The 13,242-nt window shown below is 76.2% G+C and carries 11 protein-coding genes; 9 read left to right on the top strand and 2 right to left on the bottom strand.

What is annotated here, in order from left to right:
* Positions 1 to 57: 57 nt before the first annotated feature.
* From ACYVK7_RS06130 to ACYVK7_RS06120, 3 genes are all read left to right on the top strand, one after another.
* On the top strand, positions 58 to 1,716 hold the full coding sequence (locus ACYVK7_RS06130) for a Re/Si-specific NAD(P)(+) transhydrogenase subunit alpha (RefSeq protein WP_460886942.1): 1,659 nt from the start codon (positions 58 to 60) through the stop codon (positions 1,714 to 1,716).
* Positions 1,713 to 3,119, top strand: coding sequence for a Re/Si-specific NAD(P)(+) transhydrogenase subunit beta (gene pntB / locus ACYVK7_RS06125; RefSeq protein ID WP_460886794.1), 1,407 nt, complete (start codon positions 1,713 to 1,715; stop codon positions 3,117 to 3,119). The genes ACYVK7_RS06130 and pntB overlap by 4 nt, the downstream gene beginning before the upstream one ends.
* Positions 3,120 to 3,281: 162 nt before the next feature.
* The gene (locus ACYVK7_RS06120; protein ID WP_460886793.1) at positions 3,282 to 3,692 is read left to right on the top strand and encodes a hypothetical protein; all 411 of its coding nucleotides are present in this window, start codon (positions 3,282 to 3,284) and stop codon (positions 3,690 to 3,692) included.
* A gap of 24 nt (positions 3,693 to 3,716) precedes the next feature.
* Here the strand turns inward: ACYVK7_RS06120 and ACYVK7_RS06115 are convergent, their stop codons facing one another.
* Positions 3,717 to 5,138: a hypothetical protein gene (locus ACYVK7_RS06115; RefSeq protein ID WP_460886792.1), complete on the bottom strand. Its 1,422-nt coding sequence runs from the start codon at positions 5,136 to 5,138 to the stop codon at positions 3,717 to 3,719.
* Between the two features lie 107 nt (positions 5,139 to 5,245).
* On the opposite strand from ACYVK7_RS06115, the gene ACYVK7_RS06110 reads away from it, so the two are divergent.
* Positions 5,246 to 6,529: a glycosyltransferase gene (locus tag ACYVK7_RS06110; protein WP_460886791.1), complete on the top strand. Its 1,284-nt coding sequence runs from the start codon at positions 5,246 to 5,248 to the stop codon at positions 6,527 to 6,529.
* A gap of 65 nt (positions 6,530 to 6,594) precedes the next feature.
* Here the strand turns inward: ACYVK7_RS06110 and ACYVK7_RS06105 are convergent, their stop codons facing one another.
* A complete protein-coding gene (locus ACYVK7_RS06105) occupies positions 6,595 to 7,986 on the bottom strand; it encodes a hypothetical protein (RefSeq protein ID WP_460886790.1) in 1,392 nt (463 codons plus the stop codon).
* Between the two features lie 180 nt (positions 7,987 to 8,166).
* Here ACYVK7_RS06105 and ACYVK7_RS06100 point away from each other — a divergent pair, with 180 nt between their 5' ends.
* The 5 genes from ACYVK7_RS06100 to ACYVK7_RS06080 are packed head-to-tail and all read left to right on the top strand — an operon-like array spanning position 8,167 to position 13,198.
* Positions 8,167 to 9,603, top strand: coding sequence for a condensation domain-containing protein (locus ACYVK7_RS06100; RefSeq protein ID WP_460886789.1), 1,437 nt, complete (start codon positions 8,167 to 8,169; stop codon positions 9,601 to 9,603).
* Complete coding sequence (locus ACYVK7_RS06095) at positions 9,600 to 11,138, top strand: hypothetical protein (protein ID WP_460886788.1); 1,539 nt, start codon at positions 9,600 to 9,602, stop codon at positions 11,136 to 11,138. The genes ACYVK7_RS06100 and ACYVK7_RS06095 overlap by 4 nt, the downstream gene beginning before the upstream one ends.
* The gene (locus tag ACYVK7_RS06090; protein WP_460886787.1) at positions 11,119 to 11,559 is read left to right on the top strand and encodes a hypothetical protein; all 441 of its coding nucleotides are present in this window, start codon (positions 11,119 to 11,121) and stop codon (positions 11,557 to 11,559) included. The genes ACYVK7_RS06095 and ACYVK7_RS06090 overlap by 20 nt, the downstream gene beginning before the upstream one ends.
* Before the next feature lie 57 nt (positions 11,560 to 11,616).
* Positions 11,617 to 12,561 carry a condensation domain-containing protein gene (locus ACYVK7_RS06085; RefSeq protein WP_460886786.1) on the top strand — a complete coding sequence of 315 codons (945 nt, stop codon included), beginning with the start codon at positions 11,617 to 11,619 and terminating at the stop codon, positions 12,559 to 12,561.
* Positions 12,562 to 12,613: 52 nt separating this feature from the next.
* Positions 12,614 to 13,198, top strand: a complete 585-nt coding sequence (locus tag ACYVK7_RS06080) for an ArsR/SmtB family transcription factor (RefSeq protein ID WP_460886785.1) — start codon at positions 12,614 to 12,616, stop codon at positions 13,196 to 13,198.
* The last annotated feature ends 44 nt before the right edge of the window (positions 13,199 to 13,242 follow it).

The raw sequence follows: 13,242 nt of genomic DNA, 5'->3' as shown, positions 1-13,242 counted from the left end.
CGTTCCCGGACCGGCGAGGTCAGGCGGTAGGTTGCGCACGTGAGCGAGGAGGGCCACATGCGCATCGGTATCCCGGACGACGGCGGGCCGCTCGTGCCCGCCACCCCGACGACCACCGCCCGGCTCGTCGGGCTCGGCTACCACGTGTCCGTCGCGACGGGCGCCGGCGCAGGAGCCGGCTTTCCCGACACGGCGTACGAGGCCGCGGGCGCTGCCGTGGTGTCCGACGCCGAGGCGTGGGCCGCCGACATCGTGGCGGTCACCCGAGCGCCGGACGCGCTGGCCACACCTGGCCCGGCAGGGCTGCGGCCGGGCGCGCGAGGCCCGGACGGGCTGCGGATCGGCGCGATCCTGATCGCGCAGATCGCCCCGGCCGCCCGCCCCGACCTGGTGCGCGCGCTGGCCAACCGCGGTGTCACCGCCCTCGCCCTCGACGCCGTACCGCGCATCTCGCGCGCCCAGTCGCTCGACGTGCTGAGCGCCCTGTCGAACGTGGCCGGCTACCGGGCAGTGGTCGAGGCGGCCGCCGAGTTCGGCGGCATGTTCTCCGGCCAGGTGACCGCGGCCGGCACGACCCCGCCCGCCAACGTGTTCGTGATCGGTGCCGGAGTGGCGGGCCTCGCGGCGATCGGCGCGGCGGGCAGCCTCGGCGCCCAGGTGCGCGCCTTCGACGTGCGGCCGGAGGTCGCCGAGCAGATCGAGTCCATGGGTGCGACGGTCGTCCGCGCCGACGACGCCGCGCAGCAGGTCAGCGCCGACGGGTACGCCTCGGCGCTCACCACCGACCAGGAGGCGGCGGCCCTGCGGGTCTACGGCGCCGAGACCGCCGCGGCGGACATCGTCGTCACGACCGCGCTGGTGCGCGGGACCGCGCCCACGACCATCACCGCCGAGATGGTCGCGGCCATGCGGCCGGGCAGCGTGATCGTCGACCTCGCGGCGCCGGGCGGCGGCAACTGCGAGCTGACCGTGCCGGGGCAGCGCGTGGTCAGTGACAACGGCGTGGTGATCCTCGGCTGGACCGACCTGCCGGACCGCATGCCCCGGCACACCTCCGAGCTGCTCGGCACCGCGGTCGCCAACCTGGTCCAGCTCGGCACGCCGGAGAAGGACGGTCGGCTCGCGCTCGACCCGGCCGACGTCGTCGTGCGCGGCATGACCGTCGCGGCGGGCGGCGAGGTGCTGTGGCCGCCGCCTCCGGTGGCCGTCTCCTCCGCGGTCGCCCGGCCGCCGGTCGACGCGCCCCCGGCGCCCGGCGCCGCCGAAACGACAGGCTCCGGACCGGACCGGCCCGCGCAGGGCGGGCTGCGGCCGGCGACCCGGACCGGGCTGCTGGTGCTCGGCGCGGTCCTGGCCGCGCTCGCCGTGGCCGCCTCACCCGCCGACCAGGCGGCGCACTTCACCGTGCTGGCGCTCGCCGTCGTGGTCGGGTTCTACGTGATCTCGCACGTCAGCCACGCCCTGCACACCCCGCTGATGTCCCAGACGAACGCCATCTCCGGGATCATCCTGGTCGGGGGGATGCTGCAGATCGGCTCGGCCGACCCCGTGGTCAGCACGCTGGCGGTGCTGGCGTCCGCGGTCGCGAGCATCAACATCTTCGGCGGGTTCCTCGTGACCCACCGCATGCTCGGGATGTTCCACCGGGGTGCCCCGCCCGACGCTCCCGGCAGCGGGGCCGGACCGCGCGGCGCCACGGGCGGGAGCGTCCGATGACCGTCGAGTCCGTGGTCCAGGCCGTCTACCTGGTGGCAGCGGTGCTGTTCGTGCTCTCCCTCGCCGGGCTCTCGAAGCAGGAGACCGCACGGCGTGGCGTGCTGCTCGGCATGACCGGCATGGGGATCGCGCTGGCGGCGACCGTCGCACTCGCGCTGGACCGGTCCGAGCGGCCCGCCGGCCAGACGGCGGGGCTGATCCTGCTGGTGCTCGTGGTGGGAGCCGCCGTGGGCACGTGGCGGGCCCGGACCGTCGAGATGACGCAGATGCCGGAGCTCATCGCGCTGCTGCACTCGTTCGTCGGCGCCGCGGCGGTGCTCGTGGGCTTCGGGTCCTACCTGAGCGACCCCGGCACCGGTTCAGGCGGCACCGTGCACCTCGTCGAGGTGTTCGTCGGCGTGCTGATCGGGGCCGTGACGTTCACCGGCTCCGTGGTGGCGTTCGGCAAGCTGTCGGCGCGGCTGCGGTCGTCGCCGCTCATGCTGCCCGGCCGCAACTGGCTCAACCTCGGCGCCGTCGTGGTGTGTGCCGGCCTGCTCTGGTGGTTCCTGGCGGCGGGCCGTTCCGGGCTCCTGCCGCTGGTGCTCATGACCGTGGTGGCGCTGGCTCTCGGCTGGCACCTGGTGGCGGCGATCGGTGGGGGCGACATGCCCGTCGTCGTCTCGATGCTGAACTCCTACTCCGGGTGGGCCGCCGCGGCGGCGGGCTTCATGCTGGGCAACGACCTGCTGATCATCACGGGCGCACTGGTCGGGTCCTCCGGTGCGATCCTCAGCTACCTCATGTGCCGCGCGATGAACCGGTCGTTCGTGAGCGTGATCCTTGGCGGTTTCGGCGCGGAGCCGGGCGTCTCGGCGCCCGGCGGTGACACCGAGCAGGGCACACACCGCGAGACCACGGCGCTCGAGGTGGCCGACCGGCTGACCGCCGCGCGCTCGGTGGTCGTGGTGCCCGGCTACGGCATGGCGGTGGCGAAGGCCCAGTACCCGGTGGCCGACCTGGTGGCCCGCCTCACGGCCCGCGGGACCGTGGTGCGGTTCGGCATCCACCCCGTGGCCGGCCGGCTGCCCGGCCACATGAACGTGCTGCTCGCCGAGGCCAAGGTGCCGTACGACCAGGTGCTCGGCATGGACGAGATCAACGGCGACCTCCCCGGCACGGACGTCGTGCTGGTGATCGGTGCCAACGACACGGTCAACCCCGCCGCCCAGGACGACCCGGCGTCGCCCATCGCGGGCATGCCGGTGCTCGAGGTGTGGCAGGCTCGTGAGGTGGTCGTCTTCAAACGGTCCATGGCGACGGGCTACGCGGGCGTGCAGAATCCATTGTTCTTCCGTGAGAACACCGCCATGCTGTTCGGCGACGCGAAGGACCAGGTAGAACTGATCGTCCAGGCGCTGTGACCTGCTGATCCACCGGTGCTCTTTTGCATTCGGGACGTCATGTGTGGGTGAATTGAAGGTGACGCGCTGACATGGCGCGGTAACGGGTTGGTATAAAGGGGTGCGCCAGGAAAGCCCGGTGTAGTCCCTCAGTGCGGAGGCCGAGTGTTGACACGCTCTCTCGTGACCGGAACGGTCACGATCGTGGGGTTCCTGGTGCTCGTCGCGACCACGGAGCTCTTCTACTTCGGGTCCCCCGAGGGTGCCCACAACGGCGGCGAGGTGTTCGCCTCGCTCGGCGGCGCCGCCCTGACGCTGCTCACCTGGGCCGGGGTGGGCTGGTGTGTCGCCCGGACGGCCCGCGCCCTGCGCCTGACCCGCTTCTCGGTGGTCGTCGGCATGGCAGGGCCGGTGGGTGCCATCGTCGCCTTCGCCGTGACGATCGACCTGGACGGCTGGGCCACCGGGTTCGGCGCGCTGGCGTTCGCCGCGGCGTCGGCCGGTGTGCTGGCGACGCTCCGGGGCCGGCGGTCGACCAGGCCCGGCCCGGTGGCCGGCGCGGAGAGCCACCCCCCGCTCCACCTGCCCGCGTAGCGGCGGGCCACCAGGGGCACCGGGTCACCAGAAGCGGGACGGGAGGGCGCGGCGGGCGTACACGGTCTCCACCGCCGCTCTCACCTGAGCGGGCTCGCCGAGCCGCTCGACGTCCAGCCCGAGCACCACGAGGGTCGCCACGCCGTCGTGCTCCGACCACCAGCAGTCCAGGCCGCCGCGCATCTGGCGCAGCCGCCCACGGGTGAGCCCCTGCGTGACGCCGCGCATGAGCACGCCGGAGGCGGGCACGCCCAGCGGCGCCGCGAACGACGCGGGCAACCGGCCCAGGTTCGAGGCCAGGCAGAGCGGCGCGGTGGCGTCCCGCGCGGCGCGCTTCGCGACGGCGTCGGGCACCATCTGCAGGAGCGGCTTCAGCGGGCCGAGCGTGTCGACCCGCGTGCCGGACGTCAGGGCCCGGAACTCGGCCGCGGCGCTGGTCCGGACCTGAGCCAGGTCGGCCACCACCCCGGCGCGCTCGGGCGCTGGGGTCACGGTGGTGTCGACGGCGATGGACACCCCCGACGTCGCGTTGGACCGGAGGTCTCCCTTGCCGCGCAGGCTGACGGGCACGGAGACGCGCACGGGCATACCGGCGGTCGCGGCCCCCGCGGCGAGCAGGATCTCCGTGCACACCGCGATCAGCAGGCTGTTCGCCGTACCGCCGGCCGCGTGGGCGGCACGGTGCCAGGTCGACGCGTCGGTGTCGACCACCACGACCGGCGGGTGCGCGGGCTGGGCGTCGTCGGTGCGGGGCGCCGGCCGGGGTCGGTCCGCCGACTGCTGCGCGAGCAGCGGCGGCACCGGGCCCTGCCGCGCCGCGTGCCGCAGGCCGCCGACGGCCGCGCGGGCCTGGCCGCCGGCGTCCCGCAGGTCGGCCACGAGTCCGGTGCGGATGCGCTCGCCCTCCCTCGGCAGGCGGCGGACGCCCGACGGCGAGGCGAGCACCCCGGCGTCGTCCGCCCGGAACCCGGCCGCGGCGACGGCGGCCTGGAGCGCACCCACGTGCATGCCGCCGTCGGCCACCACGTGCGACGTCACGTAGCTGAGCACGCTGCCTCCGCCCGTGGTCGGCGCCGCCGCGAGGGCCCAGGTGGGGCCGCCGGCCGGATCGAGGTTCGCCTGGGCCTGCCGGTCGGCCCAGGTGAGCACGGCGTCGTCGGGCACAGGGGTGGCCTCGACCAGGGGGTCGAGCACCACGGTGGAGGCGGACCAGCGGGCCCTGGCGCCCGGGAGGCGGCCGGGACGGACCACGCGCTGCAGCGGGCCGTCGGCGAGGCCGCGGTGCAGGGCGCGCACGGCGGCGGCGTCCAGCGGCGCGGGCAGCCGCCAGACGGTCTGGTTCACCACCGCGACCCCGAGCACGCGCCGGGTGCGCAGGAAGAGGTCGTCGTCGTAGGTGAGGCGGTTGCTGGCCGCCGGGTCGCTGAGGGTCGCTGGGCTGGTCACGGTGTCTCCGGTGCCGGGCAGGCGGGTGGGTGGCTGACGGGTACCTGGGCGGGTGGGTGGCTGACGGGTACCTGGGCGGGTGGGTGGCTGACGGGTAGGGTGCGCGCGTGCGTCACGTCCTGGCCCTGGTGGGCAGTCGAGGAGATGTCCAGCCGGCCCTCGCCGTCGGCCTGGAGCTGCGCCGTCGCGGGCACGAGGTGGTGACCGCTGTGGCGCCCAACCTCGTGCCGCTGGCCGAACGGCTGGGACTCGACCCGGTGCCGCTCGGCATCGACTCGGCGGCGCTGCTGGGCTCCGACCTGGTGCGGCGGGACATGCGCTCGGCGCACCCGGTGCGGCGGGTGCACGCGCTGCGGGACGTCGCCGCGGCGGGCTGGGACGAGCTCCGTACCGGCCTGCTGGCCCTGCTGGACCACGTCGGTGGCGCCGACACGGTGGTGACGGGGCTGCTCGGCCAGGAGGTCGCCGCCGCCGTCGCGGAGCGGCGTGGACTCGGCATGGCAGCACTGCACTACTGCCCGGTCCGGGCCAACGCCGTGGTGTCGCCGGTGAGCGGGCTGCGCGGGCCGGGCGCCACCCGGGCGGCCTGGGCGCTGGGGGAGCGGGTCCGCTGGGGGCTGACCCGCCGCGCCGAGAACGAACAGCGCGCCGAGCTCGGCCTGACGGCGACCCGGGTGCACCTGCCGGCACGGCTGCGCGACGCCGGGGTGGTGGAGGTCCAGGCCTACGACCCGGCGCTCGTCCCCGGGCTCGCCGACGAGTGGGGTCCGCGCCGCCCGCTGACCGGCTTCCTCGCCCTGGACGACGCCGCGCGTGCCCGCCTCGGCGAGGCCGGCTCCGGCGCCGCCGCGGGCCTCGACGCGTGGCTGGACGCCGGGGAGCCACCCGTCTACGTCGGGTTCGGCTCGATGCCCGTTGCCGACCCGCCCGCCCTGCTCGCCGCCGTCGACGCCGCGTGCGCGGAGCTCGGGGCGCGGGCGCTGGTCAGCGCCGGGTGGAACGACTTCGCGGGGGCCGGTGCGGTCGTCCCGGACGAGCGGCGGGTGCGGGTCACCGGCGCGGTCGACCATGCGGCGGTGCTGCCCCGCTGCCGCGCCGCCGTGCACCACGGCGGGGCCGGGACCACGGCGGCGGTGCTCCGAGCGGGACTGCCCGCCGTGGTCGGCTGGTACTCCGCCGACCAGCCGATGTGGGGCGAGCTGCTGCGCGGCGCCGGGGTCGGTGTAGCACGCCGGGCCAGCACCCTGGCGCAGCCGGGCGTGCTCGCCGGTGCCCTGTCCGAGGTGCTCGACGGCGCCACGGCGGCCCGCGCCACCGCACTGGGTGCGTGCCTCGTGCCGCCCGATCGGGCCGTCGCGGCGGCCGCCGACGCGGTCACCAGCAGCGGCTGAGCCGGAGCCGGACCGCAGGCTCGGCCGGTCACCAGCAGGGCCTGAGCCGGAGCCCCGCGCGGCCCTCACCAGGGCACCGCCGGGATCTGCCAGCCGTCCGTCTCGGTGAGCACCAGGCGGCGCAGCGTCGCGGCGTCGGCCACCCGGTCCGGGTCCAGCGCCGCCACGCTGAGCGTCGTCGTCGGGCCGGCCGTGGTGCAGAAGGCGACCAGCCCGCCCCCGGCGGCACGCAGCTCAGCGGCCGAGGCGCCCTGGTAGTGCGACAGGGTGGCGACCGCGCGCACGGCGCCGCCCGGCGCCTGTGTGTACCCGTCGGGCGGCGTGCCGAGGTTGGACGCCAGGGCCGCGGCGACCGGCGGCTGCGGCAGACGGCTCACGACGGGGTCGGGCAGCATCTGCACCAGCTCGAGCGGCACGGGAGCGACCCCGGGCGGCTGTCCGACCGCGGTGTACGCCTCCTTCGCGGCCGCGCGGACCCAGCCGAGGTCGCGCGCGGCGAGCACGTCGGCAGGGACCGTCACGCGCGCGATCTTGGTCGAGTTGGCCCGCGGGTCCTCCTCGCCGCGGGTGGACACCGGCAGCGCGACGGGCACCGGCTCGCCGGGGAACCGGCCGGTGGCGTGCACGAGCCGGGCGAGGAACGCCACGAACCACGTGTTGGGCGTCCCGCCGTGCTCCGCGGCGGCCCGGACGACCCGGTCGGCGGGGAGCTCGACGTGCAGCACCGGGGCACGCCAGCCGGCGTCGTCGGTGGGCGCCGGGGTCGGGGGCTCGGCAGTGCGGGTCTCGGCCGCCCCGGCCGGTGGTGCTGATCCGGCCTGCGGTGCCGAACCGTCCCGGCGCTCGCGGGCCGCCTGCCGCGCCCTCGCCTGCGCCCAGCGCGCGACGGCGGCGGCCTGGGCCGCCGCGTCCGTGGCGTCCGCCAGGAGCGCTCGTGGTCCGCGTTCCGGTGCCGGCACGACGATCGGGTCGGCGTGCGTCGAGGCGCGCACGACGGCGTCGATCAGCGCGGCGCCGTCGGCGACGGCGTGCGCGCAGGTGAGGGAGACGATCCCGCCCACGACGGAGCCCGTGCCGTCGGTTCCCCCTGCCGCCACGTCCGCGGCGGCGAGCCGCCAGGACCTGCCGTTCGCCGGGTCGAGCGGCAGGTCGGCCTGCGCCTGGGCCCAGGCGCCGATCGCGGGCTCGGTCACCGCCGCCGTCTGCAGGTCGAGCACGGGCAGGGTGCCGGCGGGCGCCCACCGGTGCCGCGCGCCGGGCACGCGGGCGCGCACCACCCGCCGGTGCAGCGACCCGGCGGCGATGCCGTCGGCCAGGTCGCGCAGGCGGCCCGCGTCGTACGGGCCGTCGAGGCGCCACAGCACCTGGTTCACGGCAGGGCTGGCTCCGCTGTCGTGCCGGCGCAGGAACATGTCGTCGGCAAACTGCAGCCGTAGTGCGGACGGCGGGTTCGGCACGCGTTCCTCCGTTTCGGGGCGCCCCCGGCCCAGGGGCAGCCGTCGTGTTCGGGTGAACCATACCCATGAGGCTGACTTTCACCCGCTATATCCGGTATAAAGGTCGCCGCAAGGGGCCGCGGAAACTCGTCCGACGTCGTGCTGGCCGTGTCCACATCACCGATCGAGGGACCCGACCGCATGGAATACACCGAGCTCGCGGCCTACGACCTGCCGGCCGGGACCGTCACGTCGTGGGCACCGCGCGCCGACGCCGGACGCTGGCAGCAGGACCCCAGGGACCTGTCGCCCGGGCACGAGGCACACCTGCGCGACTCCGAGCCGGGCTCCTGGATCGGGTCCGTGCTGCGGGTGCCGGGCCCGTACGAGCGCGAGCCGCTGCGCCGGGCGATCCACGCGTGGATGAGCCGTCACGAGGTGCTGCGCACCACCGTCACGCGCGGCACGGGCGGCGGCTGGCGCCGGGTGACCGCTCCCGCCGAGGCCGTCGCCGTGCGGGACCTGGTGGTCGGCGACCTGACGGCCGGCCAGGTGACGGCCCTGCTGCCGAGCCTGCTCGCCGACGTCTCGCCCACCGCCTGGCCGCACTGCGTCCTGGCGACCGTCGAGCCGGCGGACGAGGACCACTTCGTGCTCGCGTTCGGCGCCGACCACTCGGTGATGGACGCCTACTCCCAGCTGCTCTGGTTCGAGGAGATCGTCTCGCTGTACGACGCCGCCCGCCGGGGCGTCGCCGACGCGGAGCTGCGTGCGCTGGAGGTCGGTTCGCACGTCGACTTCTCGGCAGAGGACCGCAAGCTCGCGATGACGCTGGCCGCCGACGGCGAGCCCGTGCGCCGCTGGCTCGACTTCCTGGGCCCGGATCGCGGCTTCCCCCGCTACGGCGGCGTGACCCGCCCCGCCGCCGACCCCGACGAGGCGGGCCGCCCGCAGGCGTCCCGGTCGGCGTGGCTGGCCACCGTCGACCAGACCGACGACCTGAGCGCCCGCAGCCGGGCCCGCGGCGCGTCGGCCCAGTCCGGGGTGCTGGCCGCGTTCGCCCACGCCGCGCGCCGGGTGCACGGGCTCGACCGGCTGCGGTTCGTGCTGCCCATGCACACCCGGTACGCGCCGCAGCACGCGGCCGCCGTCGGCTGGTACGTCGGCCTGTGCCCCGTCGACCTCGACCTCGACGGCGTGGACCCGGTCCTGCGCGACGTCGGCACCGGCCGGGACGGCCCGGCCCGCGTGGTCGACGGCAGCGCGCTGACCGCCGCCGTCGAGCGCGTGCACGCGGCGGTCGTGGCGGGCAAGCCTCTGGTGCGGTACTCGTTCGCGCGGATCGCGGAGCTCGGCGGCATCACCGACAGCCCTCACTTCGCCGTCTCGTACGTCGACACGCGGTTCGTGCCGGGTGCGGAACGCTGGAGCGCGTGGCGGGCCAGGACCCTGCGCAGCCCCGCGTACGGCACCGACGAGCTCTACCTATGGTTCCTGCGCACCCACGACGGGCTCAACGTCTCCACCCGGTACCCGGACACCCCCGAGGCGCACGCCGCGATGGACGCGCTGATCGACGAGCTGCGCGGCTCCTTCCAGGCCTTCGGGGCACACGGCAGCAGGGAGGCGGTCGCATGATCCTCGGCGCCATGGGCACCTGGACCACGCCGCCCGGCCAGGTGCTGCACGTCCGGCCGACGGTGGAGACGGTCGCCGCGGCGGCGGAGGCACCGGTGGACCCGGGGCCGCCGTCGTTCCTGCAGGGTGACCACCTGCGCGCCTTCGCCGCACGCCGGGCGGACGGCGGGCGCCACCGCGCCTGGACCGGCACGGCGACCCACCTGGACGGCACGCTCGACCGAGCGGCCCTGGCCGGCGCGCTGACCCGGCTGGTCCGGCGGCACGAGGGCCTGCGCACCTGGTTCGACGTCGACGCCCGCCCCGACGGCGGCGGGCCGGTACGCCACCTGGTGCCTGCAGCGGTCGTCGACTTCGAGACGGTCGACGTCCCGGCGTTCGCGCCCGCACCCGGCCGCTCGTGGGACGACTGGCTGACCGCCCACCTCACCGAGACGTTCGACGCCGCGTGCCGTCCCGACTCCTGGGCGCCGTTCGTCCTCGGGGCCGTGGCCGCCGACGACGGGTTCGGCCTGTTCTGGGGGTGCGACCACGCGTTCACCGACGGCGCGTCGCAGCTGATGGTGCTCAGCGAGCTCGAGGAGCTGTACGCGCAGGAGCTCGGGTCCGGGTCGGCCGCCGGCAGCGGCTCGGACGAGGTGCGGACCGAGCCAGGCACCTTCCGCTCGTTCCTCGCCCACGCCCGGGCCGAGCACGCCCTCGCCGCCGCGACCCCGGCGGACGCCCCCGAGATCCGCGCCTGGGCGGACGCCGTGACCGCGCACGACGGGCGGCTGCCCGCCTTCGCGCTGGACCTCGGGCTGGCACCGGGGGAGACCGCGCCGGTGCTGATCCGGTCGGCGACCCTCCTCGATGCCGACGGCCTCGCCCGCCTCGACTCGCTGGCCGCCGCGCACGGCACCCGGTTCACCGGTGCGGTGTTCGCGGCGATCGCCCTCACGGACACCCGGCTGACCGGGGCGTCCGACTGGTTCGGCGTCACCGTGGTGGGCACGCGCGGCCAGGGGTTCGAGACCACGCAGGGCTGGCTGTGCAACTTCGCGCCGGTCACGTTCCCGGTGGCCCACGACGGTGCGCGGACGTGCCTCGCCGACGTGCTGCCAGCGGCGGACGCGGCGTTCCGGCAGGCCAGAATGGTGGCGGGCGTCCCGGTGCACGCCGCGCTCGGCGTCATGCTGGCCGGCGGCGTGCTGGACCCCGCCTCCCTCGGCAGCCCGCAGCTGATCAGCTACCTGGACCTGCGGCGGTTTCCCGGCGTCGGGCGGCCCGCCTACGACCGCGGGCTGCACTTCACCGGGGAGGGCCGCACCGCCAACGCCTCCCTGTGGATCAACCGCGACCACGAGCGGCTGTACCTCGTCACGCAGACCCCGGACGCCCCGGCGGCGCAGGCCGCCGTCGACCGCTACGTGGCCGAGCTGACCGCCACGTTCCGGGCGGCAGCCGGTGCGGACGGCGCGACGGACGAGCGCGTGACGGACGAGCGCCTGACCGACGAGCGCCTGGAGGCGAGTGGTGCGGGTCGTCTCGGCTGACCTCTGGCAGCCCGCTCCCGGCCGGCTGGTGCTGTGGGACGTGCGGCCGGGCGCGGACCAGGCGCCCGCTCCGGCGCCGCTGACCTTCAACCAGCGCAACCACCTGCTCGGGGCGGTGGCCGGCGAGCCGAGCGTGTGGATCGCCGCCGCGTTCGACGTCGACGGGCCCGTCGACGTCGGCGCGCTCGAGGCCGCGTTCCGTGACCTCGTGGCGGCGCACCCCGCGCTCCGGGACGAGGCGGTCCGCCGGCCAGGCGGGGCACGCGACGGGGACGGCGACACCGGTGACGTCGGCCTGGTGCGGCACGACCCCTCCGCTCTCGTCTGGCGACGCGACGACGCGCCGGCCACCCGGACGGTCCAGGCCACCCGCGACCGGCTGGTCGCCGAGCTCGGCCGGCGGTGCGCGCCCTTCGGCTAACCGGCCTTCCTCCCCGCGGCGGTCAGCCGCCCCGACCGGTCCACCGTCGTGCTCGGCATGGACCACCTGCACACCGACGCGTGGTCCACCACCGTCGTCGTCGACGAGCTGGCCGCGCGGTATGCCGCACACGCCGGGGGCGCGCCGGGGTCGTCCGGCGGCGTCGCGCCGCACACCGTGGAGGCGCGCGGCGCACGCCGGCCGGGCGTCGCCGCCACGTCCGGGGCCGCCGCGGCGCCCGGCCCCGGTGTCGTGTCCGCCGACGACCCGCGGCTCGCCACCTGGCACGGGTTCCTGCGCGACCAGGACTGGGCCCTGCCCACCTTCCCGCTCCCGCTCGGCGTGCCCGACGGCGAGCGAGTCCCGCAGCGCACCGTCGTACGCCGGCTGACCGACGCCGGCGTGACCGCCGCGCTGGCCGCGCGTGCCAGGGGAGCCGGCGCGTCGACGTCGGCGGCCGTGCTGGCCACGCTAGCCCAGGCCGTGGCGGACCTCGGCGGCCCCACCGAGCTGCGCACGCTCCTGCCGGTGCACACCCGGGACGACGCCGCGGCGCGCCGGGCGGTCGGCTGGTACACGACCACGGTGCCGCTGCGCATCGAGGCCGGCGCTCCGGGCGCTCCCGTCAGGGTCGGTGGCGTGCCGGACACGGCGCTCGCCGCCACCGGCAAGGCGGTCCGGGCGGCGCGGGAGCTGTCGGCGGTACCGCTCGAACAGGTGGTCGTGTCGCTGCCGGCGCCGCTGCGGTTCCCGCGCGTGGACATCTTCCAGGTGTCCTACCTCGACTACCGGCGGCTGCCGGGGCACGCCGCGGCGGCCGAGCGGCGGGCGCACCACGTCTCCGCGGCGACCCGGGCCGACGACCTGCAGCTCTGGGTGTCGCGCACCGACGACGGCGTGGCGGTGCGGGCGCGCATGCCGCACACCGACGTCGCCGTCGAGACGGTGGACGCGCTGCTCGACCGCTGGGCCGGGCGGCTGGCGGGGCTGGCCGCGCGGTAGCCCGTCCGGGGCCGCTGGGACGGCGGCGACGACGCTGACCTACCCTGCCTGCATGGCTTCCGACGACGTCCGCACGCTCACCGAGGCCCGGGCGCTCGCTGCCCTGGCCAACCCGGCTCGCTCCCGCCTGCTCGACTCGTTGACGGCGCAGGGCCCCGCCACGGCGTCGGCGCTCGCGGAGCGCACGGGGCTCGCCGTCGGGAGCATCAGCCACCACATGCGGGTCATGGAGTCCGCCGGGCTCGTCGAGGTGGCGCCGGAGCTGGCCCGCGACCGGCGCGAACGCTGGTGGCGCCGGGCGGCACGATCCATCACCTGGGGCCGGTCGACCCTGCCGCAGGACGCCGAGAGCCAGCGCCAGGCGGTGGCCGCAGAGGAGTTCATGCTGGCGCGTCAGGTGGAACGTGCCCGTACCTGGCTGGAGCGCCCCGAGACGGACGACGCGTGGAGCAGGGCCGAGCTCTCGACGGACAGCTGGTTGCGCCTCACGCCGGACGAGCTGCAGGAGCTGGGGGACGAGATCAACGAGCTGGTGCTGCGGTGGAAGGAGCGGGGGAGCCGGGCCGAGCCGGGGCCGGCCGAGGAGGAGCGCGAGCACGTGTTCCTGTTCGCGCGGGCGTTCCCGTCCCGTCCCTGACGCCTCGGGAGGTCCACAAGAAGCGTTGTACAAATACTGTTGTA

The organism is Promicromonospora xylanilytica (assembly GCF_054782895.1).
Note: the sequence above shows the minus strand (reverse complement) of the source record. Positions and strands in the feature narration are given on the sequence as shown.